17 protein-coding genes are annotated in these 19190 nt (G+C 64.1%); 1 reads left to right on the top strand and 16 read right to left on the bottom strand.

Translation table 11 applies throughout. From position 1 onward, the window contains the following. Positions 1-299: 299 nt before the first annotated feature. The 11 genes from recD to ACQKIE_RS00215 all read right to left on the bottom strand — a co-directional run bounded on the left by recD (position 300) and on the right by ACQKIE_RS00215 (position 13825). Positions 300-2180: an exodeoxyribonuclease V subunit alpha gene (recD, locus tag ACQKIE_RS00265; protein ID WP_427454884.1), complete on the bottom strand. Its 1881-nt coding sequence runs from the start codon at positions 2178-2180 to the stop codon at positions 300-302. Continuing rightward, a complete protein-coding gene (gene recB / locus ACQKIE_RS00260) occupies positions 2177-5824 on the bottom strand; it encodes an exodeoxyribonuclease V subunit beta (RefSeq protein ID WP_427454883.1) in 3648 nt (1215 codons plus the stop codon). The genes recD and recB overlap by 4 nt, the downstream gene beginning before the upstream one ends. Further along, positions 5821-9240: an exodeoxyribonuclease V subunit gamma gene (gene recC / locus ACQKIE_RS00255; RefSeq protein WP_427456746.1), complete on the bottom strand. Its 3420-nt coding sequence runs from the start codon at positions 9238-9240 to the stop codon at positions 5821-5823. Before recC ends, recB begins: the two co-directional genes overlap by 4 nt. A gap of 83 nt (positions 9241-9323) precedes the next feature. Then, positions 9324-9743 (bottom strand): CopD family protein, encoded by a 420-nt coding sequence (locus tag ACQKIE_RS00250; RefSeq protein WP_427454882.1) that lies wholly within the window; start codon positions 9741-9743, stop codon positions 9324-9326. 692 nt (positions 9744-10435) lie between these two features. Next, the gene (locus ACQKIE_RS00245; RefSeq protein ID WP_427454881.1) at positions 10436-11275 is read right to left on the bottom strand and encodes a hypothetical protein; all 840 of its coding nucleotides are present in this window, start codon (positions 11273-11275) and stop codon (positions 10436-10438) included. Further along, entirely contained in the window at positions 11275-11718 is a 444-nt protein-coding gene (locus ACQKIE_RS00240) for a hypothetical protein (protein ID WP_427454880.1), read from the bottom strand. The genes ACQKIE_RS00245 and ACQKIE_RS00240 overlap by 1 nt, the downstream gene beginning before the upstream one ends. Before the next feature lie 8 nt (positions 11719-11726). Further along, entirely contained in the window at positions 11727-12296 is a 570-nt protein-coding gene (locus tag ACQKIE_RS00235; protein WP_427454879.1) for a hypothetical protein, read from the bottom strand. Next, a complete protein-coding gene (locus ACQKIE_RS00230) occupies positions 12293-12784 on the bottom strand; it encodes an endopeptidase (protein ID WP_427454878.1) in 492 nt (163 codons plus the stop codon). The genes ACQKIE_RS00235 and ACQKIE_RS00230 overlap by 4 nt, the downstream gene beginning before the upstream one ends. After that, entirely contained in the window at positions 12781-13017 is a 237-nt protein-coding gene (locus tag ACQKIE_RS00225; protein ID WP_427454877.1) for a hypothetical protein, read from the bottom strand. Before ACQKIE_RS00225 ends, ACQKIE_RS00230 begins: the two co-directional genes overlap by 4 nt. Next, a complete protein-coding gene (locus ACQKIE_RS00220; RefSeq protein WP_427454876.1) occupies positions 13014-13364 on the bottom strand; it encodes a hypothetical protein in 351 nt (116 codons plus the stop codon). The genes ACQKIE_RS00225 and ACQKIE_RS00220 overlap by 4 nt, the downstream gene beginning before the upstream one ends. After that, a complete protein-coding gene (locus ACQKIE_RS00215) occupies positions 13361-13825 on the bottom strand; it encodes a lysozyme (RefSeq protein ID WP_427454875.1) in 465 nt (154 codons plus the stop codon). Before ACQKIE_RS00215 ends, ACQKIE_RS00220 begins: the two co-directional genes overlap by 4 nt. A gap of 66 nt (positions 13826-13891) precedes the next feature. Between ACQKIE_RS00215 and ACQKIE_RS00210 the strand changes: the two genes are divergently transcribed. Then, complete coding sequence (locus tag ACQKIE_RS00210; protein WP_427454874.1) at positions 13892-14218, top strand: hypothetical protein; 327 nt, start codon at positions 13892-13894, stop codon at positions 14216-14218. A 228-nt stretch (positions 14219-14446) separates the two neighbouring features. On the opposite strand, the gene ACQKIE_RS00205 is transcribed toward ACQKIE_RS00210, so the two are convergent. Genes ACQKIE_RS00205 through ACQKIE_RS00185 form a run of 5 tightly spaced genes read right to left on the bottom strand, consistent with a single transcriptional unit; the run spans position 14447 to position 19188 of the window. Further along, complete coding sequence (locus ACQKIE_RS00205) at positions 14447-16252, bottom strand: hypothetical protein (protein WP_427454873.1); 1806 nt, start codon at positions 16250-16252, stop codon at positions 14447-14449. Further along, positions 16252-17514, bottom strand: a complete 1263-nt coding sequence (locus ACQKIE_RS00200; protein WP_427454872.1) for a hypothetical protein — start codon at positions 17512-17514, stop codon at positions 16252-16254. Before ACQKIE_RS00200 ends, ACQKIE_RS00205 begins: the two co-directional genes overlap by 1 nt. After that, complete coding sequence (locus ACQKIE_RS00195; protein ID WP_427454871.1) at positions 17514-18164, bottom strand: hypothetical protein; 651 nt, start codon at positions 18162-18164, stop codon at positions 17514-17516. The genes ACQKIE_RS00200 and ACQKIE_RS00195 overlap by 1 nt, the downstream gene beginning before the upstream one ends. Further along, a complete protein-coding gene (locus tag ACQKIE_RS00190) occupies positions 18161-18580 on the bottom strand; it encodes a hypothetical protein (protein WP_427454870.1) in 420 nt (139 codons plus the stop codon). The genes ACQKIE_RS00195 and ACQKIE_RS00190 overlap by 4 nt, the downstream gene beginning before the upstream one ends. Continuing rightward, complete coding sequence (locus tag ACQKIE_RS00185; protein ID WP_427454869.1) at positions 18577-19188, bottom strand: hypothetical protein; 612 nt, start codon at positions 19186-19188, stop codon at positions 18577-18579. Before ACQKIE_RS00185 ends, ACQKIE_RS00190 begins: the two co-directional genes overlap by 4 nt. Between the last annotated feature and the right edge of the window lie 2 nt (positions 19189-19190).

Below are 19190 nucleotides of genomic sequence, written 5' to 3'. Positions count from 1 at the left end.
CCGTGTGCGACCGCGAAAGCACCGCTCGGCGCTACGAGATACAGGCTATTCTCCTTGCGAAGGAACCGGTATATGTCGGATGAATTACGGCAGTTCCGGCACGAAACGGTATCGCCGTCATGATTGCTCACTGCTTTAAGCCTGGATGTTCGACTTCATCGACACGCTGGGCAAACGTCCACTGGTAGCGAGTGCCTGGTTGGAGTCGATCCTGTCGGCGATGTGGTCACCGTAACTTGGCCCGCTGCCGTGGGATCGCCGACAGGGTCGGCTCCCACCGGAGCAGGCCGGTGTGCGGCTCAGAGCAGCCGGCGCAGCAAGCCCGAGGCTCGCTGAGTTTTTCGCTTCACCGCGTAATCGAGGATGCCCGGCACCGCCAGCAACGTGAACCAACGCCGCGCACGCGTCACGCCCGTGTACACCAGCTCACGCGTCAATACCGGCGAAGGCTCCGGCGGCAGCGCCAACGCCGTGTGCTCGAATTCGGAACCTTGCGACTTGTGCACCGTCATCGCGTACACCGTTTCCACCGCGGCCAGTCGACTCGGCACCACGAAGCGGATGCGTTCGCCGCCTCGCTCGTCCATCACCGCGAATGCCACACGCAAGGCCATGCGGCCCTCCTCGTCCGGCACCCATAGCGTCACGCCGACGTCGCCATTCATGAGACCCAGTGCGTAATCGTTCCGTGTGAGGATCACCGGGCGGCCTTCATACCAGCCTCCCGTGGCTTCGATCAGTCCGCGATCGAGCAGGCCCTGCGCGATGCGCGCGTTCTGCGCGAGCACGCCATGGTCGCCCAGCCTCGTGGCGCAAAGTAACTGGAACGCCGAGTGCGCACGAAGGGCACCGCGGCCCCATTCGGCGATGTCTTCGTCGCTCGCTCCGACCGCGGGGCGCTCGCGCTCGATCCAGTCGAGGTAGTGGCGATAGCCGGGGGCACCGTCGCGGCCGTCGATGGCCAACGCGGCGATGGCGGCGGGCGACGGTGCGCCGAGCGCCACGTCGTCGAAGGATGCAAACGCCGCAGCCGCCCTGCCCGCATCGCCGTCGTTGATCGCGGCGGCGAGTGCGCCGATACCGCTGTCGCTGCCGAAGCGACGGCTATGCCGCAGCATGACCACGCGCTGGTCGAGCGCCGCGCTTGCGGTGCCGGCATCGTCGGTCCATGGCGACACATCGTCGCCGCAGACCTGCCGGATCCAGTCCCTCGTCGCCGGGGCGTAATGCCCCGCTTCCGCGCGAGCGCACAGATCGCCGAGCACTGCTCCCGCCTCCACGGAAGACAACTGGTCCTTGTCGCCCAGCAACACGAGGCGCGCGCCGGGAGGCAAGGCATCGAGCGTGGCAGCCATCATCTCGAGATCGATCATCGAGGCCTCGTCCACGACGAGTACGTCGAGATGCAGTGGGTTCTCCGCGTTGTGACGGAAGGCGCGCGTGTCGGGACGGCTGCCGAGCAGGCGGTGCAGCGTCGTGACTTCCGCGGGAATGGCCTGCTTCACCTCCGGGTCGACCCGCAACTGCGCGACCTGCCCGGCGATGGAGGCATTGAGCCGCGCGGCTGCCTTGCCGGTGGGCGCGGCCAGGCGGATGCGCAGACGGCGTCCGCCGTCGCGCAACGCGAGCGTCTGCAACAGCCCCAGCAAGCGCACGACCGTCGTGGTCTTGCCCGTGCCGGGACCGCCGGTGATGACGGAGAACCCCGAACGCGCGGCGATGGCGCAGGCGATCTTCTGCCAGTCGGGATGGAGGCCATCCGCCGGGAACAGCCGAGCAAGCTCGGCGGCGAGGTCCGCGCCGATGGCGCGGTCGCCCAGCCGGTCGCGAATAGCCTGCGCCACGCGCGATTCATCGCGCCAGAAGCGGCGCATGTAGAGAAGCCCGTGTTCCAGCACGAGCGGCGCGGACGGATCGCCGGCGGGATCGGCCACTACGCGCGATGAGAGCAGATAGTCCGCGGGTTCGCCGGCGTCCGGCTCGCGGTCGCGCAAGGTGTCCAGGGACATGCAGATATGCCCCTCGCCCAATTCGTGGCTCAGGAGGGCGGCGGCGACCTGGACGCGCGGATCGACCGCCGGATCCAGCTCGCGCAGGAAGCGGGCGAAGGCACGGTCCATGGCGCCGATCCGACCGTCGGCAAGGGCGTGGTCGAGCCATGCATCGCTGACGGCGCTCATGCGGCGACTCCCTCGAACAAACTGTCCATGGCGACGATCATCGCCTTCGGCGGGCGCTCCACGTGCACGCCATGGCCGCGTCCGTCGATGCCGCGCAGGTAGAGATAGACGGCGCCACCCACATGGGTGTCGTAATCGTAGGCGCCGCCGAGCCGGCTACGCAGCTGGCGATGCAAGGCCAGCAGGTACAGCGCGTATTGCAACTCATAGCGCGCGTCGAGGATCGACCGGCGCATGGCCACAGGCGTGTACGCGCGTTCGTCCTCGCCGAGCCAGTTCGACTTGTAGTCGACGACGTACCACCGGCCCTCGTGCTCGACGATCAGGTCGATGAAGCCCTTGAGCATGCCGTTGATGGTGTCGGCCGCCAGGTGGGGCCGTGGCTCGCCACCCAGCGTGTGCTCCCGCACGATGCGGTCGAGGGCCAGGGTGTCCACGCGGCGAGACTCGAACAGGAATTCGAGTTCCGCACGATAGCGCGACGGGTCGTCCAGTTCCGCGAACGCGACACGCTTTCCGTCTGGCAGCGCCATCGGCGTACGCAACAGTGCGAGGAGCCAGTCGGTCAGGAGGTCGATGAAGGCACTCCAGCCCCGCCGCTCGCAGCGACGGGCCACGACGTCGCGCAGGCGCTCGCGATCGTTGGCGATCGTGGCGAAGCCTTCGTCCGCGATCCACTCGAGCAGGTCGTGCAGGAAGGTACCGGCTTCGGCGCCACGCGCGAAGGCATGGATGCCGGCAAGCGACGGTGCGGGCGCGGCCGGTTCGGTGGCGTATTCGACGATGACATCGTCGGTGGCCGTTTCCGGTGCCGCGAGGTCGTCGGCATAGCGCAGGCCACTGTAGCTGGCGATGCGCCAGGGCTCGGCGCGCGCGATCGCGGGCTCGCGCGCGGGCCGGGGGACGACATCGCGTTCGGGTGGCACGTAATGGTGCTCATCCGGCGGCGGCATGTACTCCACGCGGATCGACGGCACGCCGTCCGCGAGCTCGCGCAGCAGGCCTGCCACCGCACCGTTGGCGATCTCGCCTCCACCGCCGAGCAAGTGACCGAAGGCGCTACGGTGGACCTGCGGCGTGCGCGAGTTGTTATGGCAGACCGGCGCCACGCCGACATAGCAGGCATGCCGGGCACGGGTCATCGCCACGTAGAGCAGGCGCAGGTCTTCCTGCAGCTCGGCCAGGTCGGCCGCTTCCTTCGCGCGCTCCGATGCCTCGCCGCCCTTCGACTTGCTCACCAATTCCAGCTGGCTGCCGGTGCCGTCGTGGTAGCGATAAGTCGCCTGCCCCGGATGCGTGCCGCCACTGGCGCAGACGAAAGGCAGGAACACCACCGGGTATTCGAGGCCTTTCGATTTATGGATCGTCACCACCTTCACCACGTCGTCGTCGCTCTCCAGCCGCACGAGCTGGTCGTCACCGTGGTGACTGGCGGTGTCGGCGATGCGCTCCGCCAGGTGGCGGATCAGCGCCTGCTCCCCGTCGAGCGTCGAGGCCGCATGCTGCAGGAGTTCGGCAAGGTGGAGCACGTTCGTCAATGCCCGCTCGCCACCGGTCCGGCCAAGCAGGCGCGCGGGAAGGTCGAAGCGGTGCAGCAGCGAGTGCAACATCGCGAGCACGCCCGACTGCTGCCACACGTGACGCAGGTCCATGAACAGCTGCCCGCGCCGTTCCCAGTGGGCCTCGTCGACATTAAGGCGCTCGAGCTCGGCGTATCCCAGGTCGAGCGTGCGTGTCGCGAGCGCGGCCCGCATCGCCGTGTCCGAGGCGGGCGACGCCACGGCCCGCAGCCAGGCCAGCACGTCGTATGCCTCGACACTCTCCAGGACGGAATCGCGATCAGATAGGAAAACGCTGCGCACACGACGCGACGCCAACGCCGCGCGCACCTGCGCGGCCTCGGATCGGCTGCGCACGAGGACCGCGATGTCGGCGGGTCTGAGCGGCACCACGTCCGCACTCTCGTCCATGAAGCCCGTGTCGCCGCGCGTGGCACCTTCGAGCAAGCGCACGATCTCGCTGGCGCAGGCCTCCGCCATCTGCTCGCGATAGTGGCGCACGCCGACGGGTACCTCGTCGTCGAGCAACCAGATCCGCAGTGCCGGCTGCTCCTGGCGATCGACCATAAAACGCTCCGACCTGCCCTTCGCCCCGACGGCCACGAACGGCAGGCCACGTTGCGGAAAGTGGAAGGCGCCATGCGGATGCCGCTCGCCATGCAGGAACACCGCATTGACGGCCTCCACCATGCCCTGGGTGGAACGGAAGTTGGTGTCCAGGCTGTAATGCGGTGCGAGTGCCTGTTCGCGGGCGGACAGGTAGGTGTGGATGTCCGCGCCGCGGAAGGCATAAATGGCCTGTTTCGGATCGCCGATCAGCAGCAGTCCCACCTCGGGCGCATTGGCGTAGACACGGCTGAATATCCGGTACTGGATGGGATCGGTGTCCTGGAACTCGTCGATCAGCGCGAGCGGGAATTGCCGGCGGATCGTCTCCGCCAGACTGTCTCCCGCCGGGCCGCCGAGCGCGGCGTCGAGGCGCTGCAACAAGTCGTCGAAACCGATCTGCGCGCGCTTGCGCTTCTGCAGGGCGAAACGTTCTCGCACGCGAGCCAGGGCGTCGACCAGAAGCGCGTGGCGAATCTCGACCTTGCCTTCGTTGCCCGCTTCCCACGCGTCCAGCGCGGCGAAGGCAGGATGCTCAGGACGCGCCTTTCCCTTGCTGGTGCACTCGGCGAGCCGGGTTGCCGTGAAGCGTTGCAGTTCCTCCGCCGTCGCTTCCCCGCCGAACGCCCAGCGGCGTAGCGGCAGGAGGTAACCGGGCATGCGGTCGGGGCGGTAGCGGCTGTTGTTGAGCACCTTGGAGACCGAGGCATCGGTGAGCAGTGCCTCGATCCGATCGATGTCGTCACGCCACGCCGCGGCCGCCTCCGCGAGCAGGCGCTCGTTTCCTACCTCCCAGGCCTCGCGCGCCGCCAGCAGGGAATGCGGGTCCGTCACGGCGTCGAGGACCTGCCCTTCGACGCGAAGCGTCACTTCGCCGCCGTGGAACAGCGGCTTCAGCGAACGCAGGAGGTCGTCGGGCGACCGCCATTCCTGGAGGACCGCTTCCGCCTGGCGTGGCGCCAGCGGGTAGAACGCCTGGCGCCAGTAGTCGCGCACGCAGTCGGCGAGCAGTTCGCTTTCGTCCGGCTCCAGCGTGAGCGCAAACGCATGGCCGCTACCGAAGGCATGCTGCGTGAGCATGCGCTGGCTCCAGCCATGGATGGTAAAGATGGCGGCCTCGTCCATCCATTGCGCGGCCAGCTCCAGCCGTCGCGCGCAGCCGGGATGGGCTTCCGGCGGATAAGCGGCGACGAGCTCCGCGAGGAAGGGCTCACCGGAAGCGGAAGCGCGAAAAGCACGCGACGCGTCGACGAGGCGGGCGCGGATGCGTTCACGCAATTCTTGCGTGGCCGCTTCGGTAAAGGTGACCACGAGCAACTGCGGCGGGAGCAACGGCTGGGGCAAACCGTGGCCAAGGACTGCGCGCACGTAAAGCGCCGCGATAGTCCAGGTCTTCCCGGTGCCCGCACTCGCCTCGATGAGCCGCACGCCATCCAGCGGCATCGTCACCGGGTGCAGGGGAACGATCGATGGACTCATGCCGCCTCCACGCGCAGGACGCCGAGGAAATCGGCATAGGCAGGCAACCAGTCCACGAACCCGTTCCCGAGCAGCGCGGCGAACTGCGGAAACGCCCGGCGCAGGTAGGCGTCGTTATCGACCTCACCCGGCACACGTGTGCCGGGCGCGGCAGGACCGTATGCCGTGCGCGCAGCCGCTTCCGCCTTGTATTCATCCTCCCCGAGCCATGCCAGGGCCGTGCGCAAGGCGACGGGCAGCGGGCGGCGCATGCCTTCGCGCCACATCTGCACGACACGAAGCAGGTAGCCCCGCGCGATCTCGCCATTCAACGGAGGCATGACGATGGTGCCGTCGGGACCGACATAGCGCGTTTCGACGTGGATACCCGCGGCCTGCGCGACGAGGTGCTCGACCCACGGTTCGATCAGCCGGTGCGCCACGGGATGTCCGTCCTTGTCGATGACCGCCGTTGGCGAGGCGCGGAGCGACACCAGCCGACCCTCGTCATCCGAACGCAACCCGGCCAGCCAGTCTTCGACGACGAGGCCGTCGACCGCCACGCTGAGTTCACGCTTGCCCGCCTCCGCGGGCCACCGTGCACGCTCCGCCACGTAACGCGTGTGCACGGCGAGCGCCGCTTCCTCCAAGGCATGCCGGGCCATGTCGGCAAATCCGCCCATGGGTAACACGCCGCTGCGTTGCAGCCGCGCACTCGCGTTTTCGATAGCGATAACGGGATCGCCTTCGCCCCGCAGTGCCGCGCGCAGCAGCATGTCGACCATGCCGAAGCGGTCGAGACCACCGAGCGAGAATGGTTCGTTGTCGTCGCTAGCGACCTCCGCCGCATCGAAGCGTACGCCGAGACGGCTGTTGAAGAATTCACGGACGGGATGGCGAAGGAATCGCCGCAACGTCGCGATCGGCAGCGGTCGCTCCACGAGCAACGGATCGAGCGCCGCGTCGCGATGATCGGCGCGTGCCTCGTGGGCGACGTGCCATTCGCCCGCGTAGGTAAAGAGGCGTAGATCGCCTTCCTGGAAATAAGCGCCACTGAAGGGTTGCAGCGGATGCGCGACCGTCAGGGCATCCAGCGCCTCACCGCCGTCCGCCGCTTCCCAGCCCGCGGCAAGGTAATCGCGCAACTGCCCGACCAGAACCGACGGCGCCAGCGCGGCGTTGTCGCGCGCACTGCGCCCGACCCAGCCGATGTGCAAGGCGTCGCGAGCGGAGAGCAGCGCCTCGAGGAACAGGTAGCGGTCGTCCTCGCGACGCGAGCGGTCGCCGGGCCGCCACGCGCCGCTGCGCGCCATGAGGTCGAAGTCCATGGGTGGGCGCGCGCGCGGGTAGTCGCCGTCGTTCATGCCCAGCAGGCAGACGATGCGGAAGGGGATGGCACGCATCGGCATCAACGTGCCGAAGCTCACGGCGCCGGCGAGGAACCGTTTCGACAGGCCGCCTTCGTCAAACGGCGCAAGCCACGCCTCGCGGACGACTTCCACCGGCAAGGCTTCCGCGAACGATGCCTCCGCGCACGCGCGCTCCCAGGTTTCCAGCGCGTCGAGCAGGCGCTCATGCAGGATCCGATCGTCCGGGTCCTGCGGCGCGAACAGGTCGCGCAGCAGCGCGCGCAGGCGCTCGCCCCAGACGCCGGGCGATGCCGGTTCCGCCAGTTGCCTCCCATGGTTGCCGAGGGCCTCGAGGAGGTCGGCCAGCGGGCCGACCAGGCTCGCGTCGAGCCCGCCCACTTCGCCGTAGGGTTCGATATCGCCCCAGGCTTCGCCCTGCCCCGCCGCGTAACCGAGCAACATGCGCCGCAGGCCGAACATCCACGTGTTCTGTTCAAGGCCCGGCAAGCCGAGGGAGGACCGCTGTGCCGCGTCCAAGCCCCAGCGGACACCCGCGCCTTCGATCCAGCGGTGGAGCAACGGCAGGTCGTCCTCGCCGAGGCCGAAGCGCTCGCGCACGGCGGGCACCTCGAGCAGGTCGGCCATGTCGCCCATGCCGAAGCGCGACTCCGGAAGCGACAGCAGCATGTCCAGCGCCATCACCATCGGCGCGGTACCGCGCGCGGTGCGATCGGCGATGCTGTAGGGAATGAAGCGTGCATCGTCGCGCGGCACCCGTCCGAACACGGCGTCGATGTGGGGACCGTACGTCTCGATGTCGGGCACCATGACGATCACGTCGCGCGGAAGGATCGGATCGCCCCTGCGCGACGCTTCCTCGAAGCGCGCCAGCAACTGGTCGTGCAGCACCTCCACCTCGCGTTGCGGGCCGTGCGTCACGTGGAAGGCGATGGACGTGTCACCCGGCGCCAGATTGCGGCGTGACGTCGGGAGGGGTTCCAGGTCGAGGATTGCGCCCTGCACCTGGCCCAGCAACGTGTCCTCGCGCGGCTCCGCGAAGAGGTCGATGCGCTGCTCCCAGGCGGTAAAGCGCTCGCGATACGTTTCCGGATGGTCGAATTCGTCGAGCAGCCGAATGTAATCACGGCCCTGTTTGCCCCACGCCGCGAGGAGCGGATGCGCATACAGGTGCATGTCTTCGTCCGACGGCAACGCCGGCATGCCCGGCTTCGCCTGCTGGCGCCGCCGCTCCGCGCGGAGCAGTTCGCGGTCGTCGACGATGTCCGCCCAGTAATGCCGGCAGGGATTCATCACCACGAGCAACACCTGCGACCAGCGACCGAGGGCGGACAGGGCCTCGAGCGTCTGCCTCGGCAGCGACGACATGCCGAAGACCACGATCCGCCGCGGAAGCCCCTTCGGGCGTTCGCCCGCGGCGGCCACGGCGGCAAGGAAACGCTCGTGGACGGCGGCGCGGTGCCCGTACGCCTGCTCGCCGCCCACATCGCCCAGCAGGCGTCGCCACAGATCGGACTGCCAGCGGTCGGCGGCGGCCAGCGCTGGTGCGCCGCCGCGTGCATCGCGAACGATGTCGTGCCCGGCCGCCCAGTCCTCGAGCCAGTCGGCGCGATACACCTGGTACTGGTCGTAGAGGTCGGCCAGGCGCTCGGCCAATTGATGGCGCTTCCGCGCGTCCTTGCCGTCCCCCAGGAACGCGGCCAGCGGCTCAAAACCGGATTCGTTCGCCACGGCGGGCAACAGGCGCATCAGGCGCCAGACCAGCCGCGATTTGTCGAACGGCGATTCCGGCGGCACGGCGTCGCGGCCGAGGACGGCTCGATAAGCATCCCAGAGGAAGCGGCCCGGCAACTCCACGTCGACGGCGGCGGCGATGCCCAGCCCCCCTTCGTCGCGACCGCGCGCCAGCGCCATGCGGAACCACTGCGCGATGCCGTTGGACTGCACGAGCACCCGCTCGTCTTCCAGCGGGCGCAGCGGTGTGCGCGCCAGCCAGCCGACCAGCACGTCGCGCAACTCCTCGAGTCGGTTGCCGTGCAGGACCATGAGGCCCGGCGCGATGTCGTCCACGTCGCTCAACGAATGGCTCCAGGGCGGAGGGTGCCGATGGGAATCATCGCCGATCCGCGTCTCGCAGGACGCGACTGGCGAGCTTAGAACGGCTTCGCCACGACGAGGAAGACGATCGCGATCAGCACCAGCACGGGCAGTTCGTTCAAGATGCGCAGCGTCTTCGACGAGGGCAAGGCACCTCCGGCCATGCTGCGCTTCAGCAAGCGCCCATTCCAGATGAAATACGCCAGCATCAGCACCACCAGCGCCAGCTTCGCGTGCAGCCAACCGCCGCTGACGTGGAAATAAAGCCACAGTACGAGACCGAACAGGAAGGCGATGCCGAACATGTTGTGCCCGAACTTGTAAAGCCGGCGGCCCATGAGCTCGAGCCGGGCTTTCACCGCGGGCTCGTCGCCGGCCTCGGCGATGTTCACGAGGATTCGCGGCAGGTAGAACACCGTCGCCATCCACGCGATGACGAACACGATGTGCAGGGACTTGGTCAGAAGGTAGGCCACCGGCAACGCTCCGTCATGAAAGCGGCGAGTTTAGCCTACGGTGAGACGGGCACAAAAAAAGGAGCCGAGGGCTCCTTTCTGCGGTCTTCGTGCCACTCGTCCAAAGGAGGAGTGGTGGGCGGTACAAGGATCGAACTTGTGACCCCTACCATGTCAAGGTTAGGGAAGACGGGCAAAATCAATGACTAAGGCTTGCCCTAGTCGTCCTTACCCTACATGTGAAAACAGGCACTTATCGGATGGCCGGGGTCAGTTCGGGGTCAGCCCGAAAGCACCTATATCGACCTTTGCCGAGTTAGCCCGAGAGGCTAACTTTCCGGACCTACCTGCGCTTCCTATTCGGCCTCTTAGGCGGCACGTACTTGGCCGAGAAGGCGTCAAACCGGGCCTGCTGCTCCGGCGTGTTCTCGGGCAGTTCCTGGCGCGTTCTGTACGGCCCGACACTTGGACTTGCCGCAGCCCGTCCAAGGTCGAACAGGCGGGGCTTGGCGAACCTCTCGACCCACGCCACCGCCTTAGCCTCAGAGGGCGCCCTGTATCGCCCTACAGGGCCGACCCACCACGTCACCCACCACTGCCCTTCCTCGCAGGTCACGGACGCGAAGGTGCCGCCCTGGTTCGCATACCGGGCGTCAAGGCGGCTACCTACTCGCTCCCAGATGATCATGGGGTGAGGGTAGAGCCATGGAATCTCAGACCGTAGGAGGCGCCGACTTGTAGGGATGGCCCACGGGTAGCAGCGACTGAAGGCCCCATTTCCAAGCCATATAGCCGAAGAGTTTGTCGATATCCCCGGTACTGAGGGTCGCATCTCCTGCCAGATGCTCGCCGATGCTCACGTCGGCATAGAGCCCCGTGCTCGATCCCGCGCCAAGGGTTATCTCATTGGCGGCTATGTTGGAGGTTGTACCCGTCGAAGTGAATGGGTTTGCACTGGCCATCAACGAGCCATCAACGTAAAGCTGTCCAGTGCCCGCGCCCCAATTCACCACGCCCATCAGCATGTGCCAGCCGACCGACAGAGAGGTTCCGTCGAAGAAGGACGCGGAATCACCGCTCAAGCGGCGTGCAAGCAGAACCGGCGTGGTGGAGCCCCGACTTGATCCAACATAGGTTGTATACCAGCCGACGCCAGGATAGCGAGCCGCGAACATAGCCCGATCTACGGCCGATCCAGAGGCTGTCTTCTTGAACAGGTGCATGGCCCAACCGTAGGTCTTCGCTCGGTACAGGGCATTGGCCGACGTCACGCCAACGAGGACATCGTTACTGCCGTCGAATATCGCCACGGACTTGCCGTTCAACGCATTCGGAACAATGACGGGCCTGGACGCCGAGGTGCTCTGAGTAAAGTCCCATCCACTACCGGACTCATCCGTCCATTGGCTTATAGCCCCGCCTCCGGCGTCAACAAGACCCGTTTCCTTGAGCCAAATCTTTGCCGCCGTCGAAAGGTTAGCAGGGGTCCACAATACGGATGGCGTAGTCGATGATTCGCCACTGACGGCACCAATGAATGCTGGACCAATCATCAGGAGGCCGCCACGCTGCCGTCTAGATACCACTCGTCGGTGCCGATCTTGTGCAGAGCGATCGAGCCCTTGTACTGGCCTGCGGTCTTGGCGGTCGCCTGCCCGTTACGCAAGGTGACGCCGCTGTCCGGGGTGACCGTGATCGCTCCCGCGCCCGTCTGCCGAACGAGGATGGTCGTGCCCACGGGAAAGGCCACGCTCGCGTTCGTTGGGATCGTCTGGGTGATGGCCGAAGCATTGGCGCCATGGACCGCACCGCCCGCATCGGCAAGCACGAAGGTGTCCGATGTCGTCGTATATGGCCGAACCGGGACCAGCTTCGCCAGATCCCCGATCTGCCCGACCGTGACCGACTTGCTTGATCCGTCGTCAATTTCGACCTGTTCGGTTCCGGCCAGTGCACCGCTTTTCGCCGGGAGGTCATTGATGGTTACGTTTGCCATGATCGGCCCTATCGTGAGGCTCGGAAATCACCGTTTCGGGTGACGCGGTTATCGCCATCCTCGGTGATTCGGGCGTTGAGGTTGAAGTCGGTGACGGAAATAGTCACGGCGCCTGTATCTGGATCGACATCCAATGTGATGCCGTTTCCTGCGATGAGCGGCCTCGTCGAGATGGCGTCTATCCGGCCATCTTCGTCAACGCTGACGATTAGGAACTGCGCACCATCGCCATACTCGCCAGCGGTGACGCCAGTGGGCTTTAAGTTGGCCTCGATGGAGACGCCGGGGACGTAGATGAATTCAACGTCGTCCGACTCTGCCAGGATTGAACCTACGGCATCTTGAGCGCGCCTATCGGTGAAGTAGAGGTTGTAACCCCCCTCGTCTAGATCATCGGATGTGCCCAGATCACTGGACGCATTAGGGGCCGCTGTTCCGCCCGATAATTGCGCGGCGGTGACTAGCGATCCGTCCGAATTGAACAGGTTCTTCCCAACCGTGGCGCCATTGGTCGCCTCGGCATCAATCGTCGCCGACTTACCAGGGTTACCGAACAGAGGAACCTTGACGTTCTTCATTGTCCGAGCGCCGCCCTTTCGCCTATCAAGGCTTCTTGGAGGGCGTCACGCTGGGCTTGGCACTGGCCGACGGCTCGAAGAATTCGTCCGACACCATCTGCACGTAGTCGGTCTTCTCCATCAGCGCGCTGTCCACCGGCGGAAGCCGACACTGCAGCAGCGGTGGTGACTTGGCAGGTTGCCCACTGGTCGCGCAGCCGGATATTGCCAGCGCGCATAGCAGCCACGGTATTGTCTGCGTCTTGTTTGGCATCAGCTTTACCCTTTTCGTAGTTCTCAGCGGCTTTTAGAATGGCTTCCGCCTGACCCTGCTCTGCCCGACGCTGGGCTTCCTCGGCGTTGGCCCGCTTATCTGCGAGGTCGGCTCGCGTCTTATCCCAAGCGCTTGTGGCGGCTGCGAGGTCGCGCTCACCTACCAAGTGAGCGACGTAGTAGCCCGCGCCGAAGATGGCAGCAACGAGTGCTAGGTAAAGCATTACCTTGGTCATTGCTCAGCCGCCTTGGTTGTCGTGCGAGCACTATTCAGGCTGGGGAAGTAGTACGAGAGGATGTCCTTGACGTAGCCAATCTGCGCGCCGACGAACATGCTCACCATTTCCCGGCTCTTGTCCGGAACCTCATGGCTAAAAAGCATGGTCAGGGTGACGACGAACATGGTCACGACGATGATGGCGAGGCCGCCCCTTAGGGAACTGACCGACCCACGCGGCAGGACGTTCATGAGCGAAACTTCACCGGCAACTGGTGGAGTTCACGAATCGCCCAACTGAACATGTAGTCGTCCGTCACATCGACCACTTCGATCATCTGGCCTTCGATCTTATCGACCTTGTAGGACGTCGATTCCTGAAGCATCAGGCAGATCATCCCCAAGCGGTGTTTCAGAGGGTCGCGCTCCATGAGGGTATCCATGGAACTTGTGACATTTGCCCTGGCGTTCTGAAGCAGTTCAAGCGCCTTGTCCGGCACGTCCTTCACGTCAGCGGCGCATTGGATGTTCTTCGCCGCCTCACGAAGTGAGCGATAGGCTGGATGCTGGAGAAGAACGCGCTTGGTAGCCACCGTCATGCCCTGCCCTCGAACATGGCGCGCTCCTTGGCGCGGCGAATGACCAGGCCTGGCATGGTCCGTCCAGAGGCATGAGTCCACCTGGGGAATTCCGACGCGGCACCTTCGTAATCGCCAGCATTAAGCTTTCGCAGGAGTGTCGAGCCAGAAAAGTTCTTCGCGCCAAGGTTGAACACGAAATCCACAAGGGCATCGAACTGGTTCTGCGACAAGGGGACGCGGACCTTTTGGTTAACCACTGCGGCGGCGTTCAGGAGGTCGCGGTCTAGCCTCGCCTCGGCCTGATCGAGGGTGATCACGTCTCCCTCTTTGACGCCCGTCGTACTGCCATAGCCAATGGTCCAAGGGGCGCCACCCGTGGCCGGATCCGGGTAGGCGACGAGTCGTAATCCCTCACTGGCTTTTGCCAGGATCAGGGCGGCATTGGAGGGCTTCATATTCATTGCCCCGTTGTAGGCCATGGCGGGCAACGTTCAAGGCACGGTAGTATGCTCTGGAGCATGGGGAATAACGGATAGGACTTAGGAATGGTCTTCCTAACTGGCATTGCGATCTTCGTGGGAATCACCATGCTGGGGGCGGCTGTCTCCGAGTTCATTGAGATGAAGCGCTCGCTCCAAGATGCCCGGTTCGAACTCATTGAGGTACGTGCACGCCTAAACGCCTATGTTGAGGAATCCGCCAGGATTCAGCGGCAAACTCTACGTTTGGTCACAGACATCGGCCTAAAGGTCGGCTCAATAAAGTTTGATCGAAAGGAGCAGGAAAAATTCGACAAGATGCTTGATGAGGCTTTGGCTTGGAACCCCGCCGAGCCGGCTTCGTTCAACCATCCAGGGGCGAGGAAGGGCTGATATGGACAACTTCCTACTCTTCCTACTGATAATGGGCGGGTTAGTCGCATTGACCATAGCCTTCATGATCTTGAAGGCTATCGTTGTCGGCTTGGCAAGTTTCGCGAGCAAAAAGCCCATGCCATTTGAGCTTAGGCTTCTTCAGTATTTTCAGGATCGAGCCACAGCGCGAGCGCTAGGTGTGGACGTTGAGGTAGTTAAGATGCGCCGAAAGATGGATTTTGGCGGCTAGTTTCCCGATCCTTGCATTAGCTCAACCAAAGACGGATTTGCCGAACTAGCGATACCCCTACGTAACGGATCAATCGCAACTCCACGGCCAAGCATGGCGTCGAGCAGGGTTTGGCTCTGATTGATACGCTGCGACAGGCGAGCCGCGCCAACAGCACTTCCACCAGTCAAGAGTGCACCTGCCATAGCGCCGTACGGGCCGAGCGCGCTACCAGCCCCGCCGCCTAGCACCGCACCACCAAATGTCTTTAGCGCGCTCATTGCCTGTTGGCGGTCTGCGGTGAACGAATTGGGCGGTTCCTTGATAAATCGCTGACCCACAGAAGCAAGGTCGCCAAGGTCGCCCCTGTTCCCACGGGCCATACTCGCCTTGCCTGCTTTTGTTGCGGTCACGCGACCCTGCAAGGCCGCTGGGTTGATGTTACCGGCAGACGCGCCAGTCGAAGCAACCAAAGGCTCAATCGTTTTCAGGTCACGGTATTGCTGCCTTGCAGCAGCCAAGGCTTGCGCATCAGCGGGCGCCAAGGAAGCCTCTGCTGCATCCCTGAGCGCTTCCTGCAACTTGCCCATGATGTAGGAGTTTTCTCCACCCGCAGCGGCTATCTTGCCCAGCGCGCTGTCGATGCTCTGAAAGGCTTGCCCTGGCAATACACCGTTGACAGATTGATCCACTAAGCGCTGCTTGAGATTAAGCACAAGGTTCTGCGCCTGCGGGCCGAGGAAGTCTTTCGCCTCGTTGGCGATATCGGTGATCGTCCGCCCAAGGTCCGGGCCAAGTGGCACCTTGGTGGCTTCGGCTAGCCGGTCATACTCACCGCCCACTCTGGTCAGTGCACGGTCGAAGACTTCCGGTGTGATCTTGTCTACATCCTCGCCAATGGTCCGGCTCACCGCGCGGTTGAACGCTGCCTGTTGCGCTTCGCTGAATTTACCAGCGCCAGAGAAGGGAACGCCTTTGGCAACCGAGTCCAAGGTTTTCCCGAACCGCGAGTCCGCTACCTGCGACACCTTGAGCGGAATGCCTAGCTCTCGGGCACGCTCTGCGAGTGCAGTAGTCTGAGTATCCGCCTGACCAAGCAATGCTGAGGTAGCGGCCCTTGAACCTTGCACTACGCCGCCTACAGCAGCCGGAGTTAAACCGCCAGCTACTGCGCCAGCAAGTTCCCACGCAGGGGAAGCCCCCCCTTCGTGAAGTCCGCTAGAGGCAGCTGAGCCGGCTACCGCTGCTGCGGCCTGAGCGCCCATATTCCCAGTGAACGCCTTGCCAACCTCCCGGGCGATTGGCGAACCAGTCGCGGACAGGCCCTGGCCAATAATCCCAGCGCCCCCCGCAACACCGCCAAGCCCCTGCTCCACCCGATCCACAAAGCGCTCCTGGGCGTTAGCAGGAGTCGGTAGGCCGGCTTCATTCCAGCCGGCATCGATGACATCGTTTAACGTAGCCTGATGGTATTTCGGGTCAACTCCTAGCTTGTCCAGCCCGGCATTAACCAGCCCGGCGGCGGGCGCCAGTACGAGGTCGGGGACGGACGCAACGCCCTTAACGAGGCTTCGTCCGGCTAATGCGGCAGTGCGCTCCCATTCCTCAGGTGTGCCGGTAACGCCCGTTATGGCATCGCCGAGTGTCCTGACACGCTCGGGCGCCATGGCCTCCGGGTGCAGGTAATCATCAGCCAATGGGACATCAGCAGCGCCGAAAGCTGGCGTCGTTGCCTGCACCACATAGCCAGGTGGAGGTGGGGGCAGCGAAGGCGTGGCACCTTGGATCACATATCCGGGCGGCGGCGGGATGGTGTCAGCCATTATTCATCCACCCATGCAGTGCCGTTCCAAACAACGGCGTGTCCAGTCGCAGGGTTTACCGCCCGTAGAGGCGTTGGCGGCGAAGCGCGCGGCGCTTGTACCGGAGCTGCCTGCGGAGTGGTGGCTGGTTGTGAGGCCGGCCTACCCGCTGCGATATTGCCGACGCTCTGTGTATTCTTTCGGGCCCTTTCTTGCGCTGCCATGAGGGTGGTCCGGATGGTCTTCAACGACGACTTGAACTGATCTTCGCTCTGCTTCGTACTGAGCGAGCCAACCGCTGCTGACAACTTAGACCCCTCGGCATCGGACAGGGCGCCAAGACCGCGGAGGTTCTGCACCATCGGCAGGAAGGTCTGCGCCTTGAAGGAATCAAGCTTGGCTTCAAAGTCCGCCGCGTCGCTGCCAGGACGAGTGGGTAGAAGGCTGGAAAAGCCCACTGCTGCATCCAGTCCCTTGGCGCTCTGTAGATCCTTAAGGGTGTCGAGAGCCGTGTTGAACGACTGTTCCGTACCCTCAGCCTGCTGCGTAGCCTGCTGAGCAGCGAATGCCTGCTTGTTCTGGATTGGCGCGCCACCGGGCGCCACAACCTGAGAAGACGCGCCAGTCTTCTTGTTGATGCGCCATATGTTTCCGGCAGCGTCCGTTTGCACAACCCAGTCTGATGCCTTCCCACCACCAGTTGCCGGCGAGTTCGCATCGGCGATTTCACCACGGGTCTTTGCAGCGGATGCATAACTGTTGGCAGCCGACGCGCGGGACGCATCCGCCTGCGCCCCCTGCTTCATGATTTCGGCCAAACCAACCTGCGTCGGATCGAACGTGTTCTGATCGGTCGTCGCGTAGGGGTTGAAAGCTACATCGCCCTGAACCTTGGATATCTCTACGGGCTTACCTTGCAGGACTGCAAGGAGCGGATTGACGTCGGCGACGCTCGCGTGATTCTGAACACGCCCGTACGCATCCTGCTTGATGGTGGTGTCCAGGCTATCCTTCTGGTATCCACTCAGCTGACGCGGGTCCACGTCTCCATGGAACATGGCCGCGAGAAGCGCGGGAGCTTGAGCGGGGTCGCTTAGCGCAGCGGAAACCGAATCGGAATTAATGCCAGCAAGACCAGTCTCCTTGTCGCGCTTTAGCCTTGCTTCCGAGAGCAGCCCCTCCAAGCGCGCGACGCCCGTGGCGCCTTTGTCATAGGCGGCTAGCTGGCTTGCCTCGTCACCACCCAAAGCTGAACCGAATTTTGCCCACCCGCTACTAGCCATCAGATTCCACCCCAACCAGATTTGCCACTTGGGTCCCACCAACCGGGCTTGCTACCGCCACTAGATGCTGAGCCGTATCCTGCCATTTGCCCCGAAAGACTGGCACTTCCGTAGGCACCAAGCGCATCCGCCGCCGCATTGCCCCACGGATTGGGACGGATGCGCTGCAAGCGGAGCTTCGCGAGGAAGTCATCGCCCGCCGCGTCTCGGCTGATTCCGCCGAGTTCCGATCCGAAGCGTAACCGGTCGGCCTGCTCGTCCTGACGCTGCAACGTCGGGGCATCGATCCTGCTCGTAAGGTCAGCGACCTTCTGCCCGTATCCAGCGATACCAAGTGCCGCATCTGCACCCGATGCCTTGTAGGCATCTGACACATTACCCACCTGATTCAAGCCACCCGTGGCGTTCCCGCGGGCGTCCTGAATCTGCTGCATGAAGCTGCCAAGTAGCGATTTCTGCTGCCCCTGGTCGCCCGACTGCGCCGTCTTGTTGATGAGGTCGGCGACGGCCGCATCAGCATCCTGCTGGTGGGCCGACTGAGTGCGTATCTGCTGGGCAAGCGACTGATCCTGCCGGTGGGCTACCTGCTGATCGGAATGGACTTTGTACGCGGTGGAAATAACCAGCGCACCAACTGCATACCAACTCAAGCGGCCTCCCCGGGCAATACGCCGCAGTGCTCAGGAATGATGACGTCCGCCTCGATCTCGTCGGGGTCGGTCTTGTCGGTGGCGTGGACGGTCACCCAAATCACGTCGGTGTAGGCAAAGCCCACCCGCTTTGTCCCAGGCTCGGACACGATGATCTGCGGCGCCTCCAAGTCCTTCATGCCCTGCTCCGTCCATACACGGATGGTCCCTTGCATGAGGAAATTGAGGTGGCGTTGCCGATGCATCTTCCCCGTGAGGCACGTGCCGGCTGGGATGAGCAGCGCGCGACCATAGACGCCATCGGCGAAGTAGTGACCCGTAGCGCAGTCGTCCTTTGGCTGGGTGCGCAGGAATTCTTCCAGCTTATGGATCTGTTCCAGCGTCGGCGCGGAAGGCAATTCGGCTAAATCGTTCACGGCCTGCCTCCGTATCCGAATCCGGGTTGGTAGAGGGTGTTGTAGGCGTACTTCTGGCCCGAGCGCAGCGCTGCGGCGTCCTGGCTTTGCTTATAGATGTTGGCGAAGTCACCGAAGGCATCGCCAAACGTATTTGCGGTGGCCGTGGACATGCCCGACTCAAGATTGCTGCGAAGTGCCGTCGCCGCATTCTGCGTCGCCGTAGTCGCATCAAGGCCGTTTTGAGCCATGGCGATAAGGTTCGCCCGGGACGTCTCGTCCTGCGCCCTGAGATTGGCCCCGGCCTGTTGCCCAAGACGGCTCGCCTTGATTACGCCCTTAAGGTAGTCCTCTCCAAGCTGGGTGTTCTTGTCGGCCTGAACACTTCCACCGATTTGGCCGGACCGGGCGAGCGCGAACTTCAGGCCGCGGGTTGCGTCAGCCTGCTGCTTGTCGAGGTCGGTCCTATAGAACGCGGTGGTGTCGCCGGCCAGCTTGTCGTACTGAGCCGTGCGCCCCGGGTCGTTAAATATCGTGTTGATCTGCGCCGTTGACTGCGCAATGTTCTTCTGCCGCTGGGCCTCGGCCCGGTTGGCTTCCTTGGCTGCGTCATTACCGCCACCGCCCATCG

Origin of the sequence: Luteibacter sp. NPDC031894 (assembly GCF_050273135.1) — a bacterium.
Taxonomy (GTDB): domain Bacteria; phylum Pseudomonadota; class Gammaproteobacteria; order Xanthomonadales; family Rhodanobacteraceae; genus Luteibacter.
The sequence above is the reverse complement of the archived record's forward strand: the minus strand, read 5'-3'. Positions and strand labels throughout refer to the sequence as shown.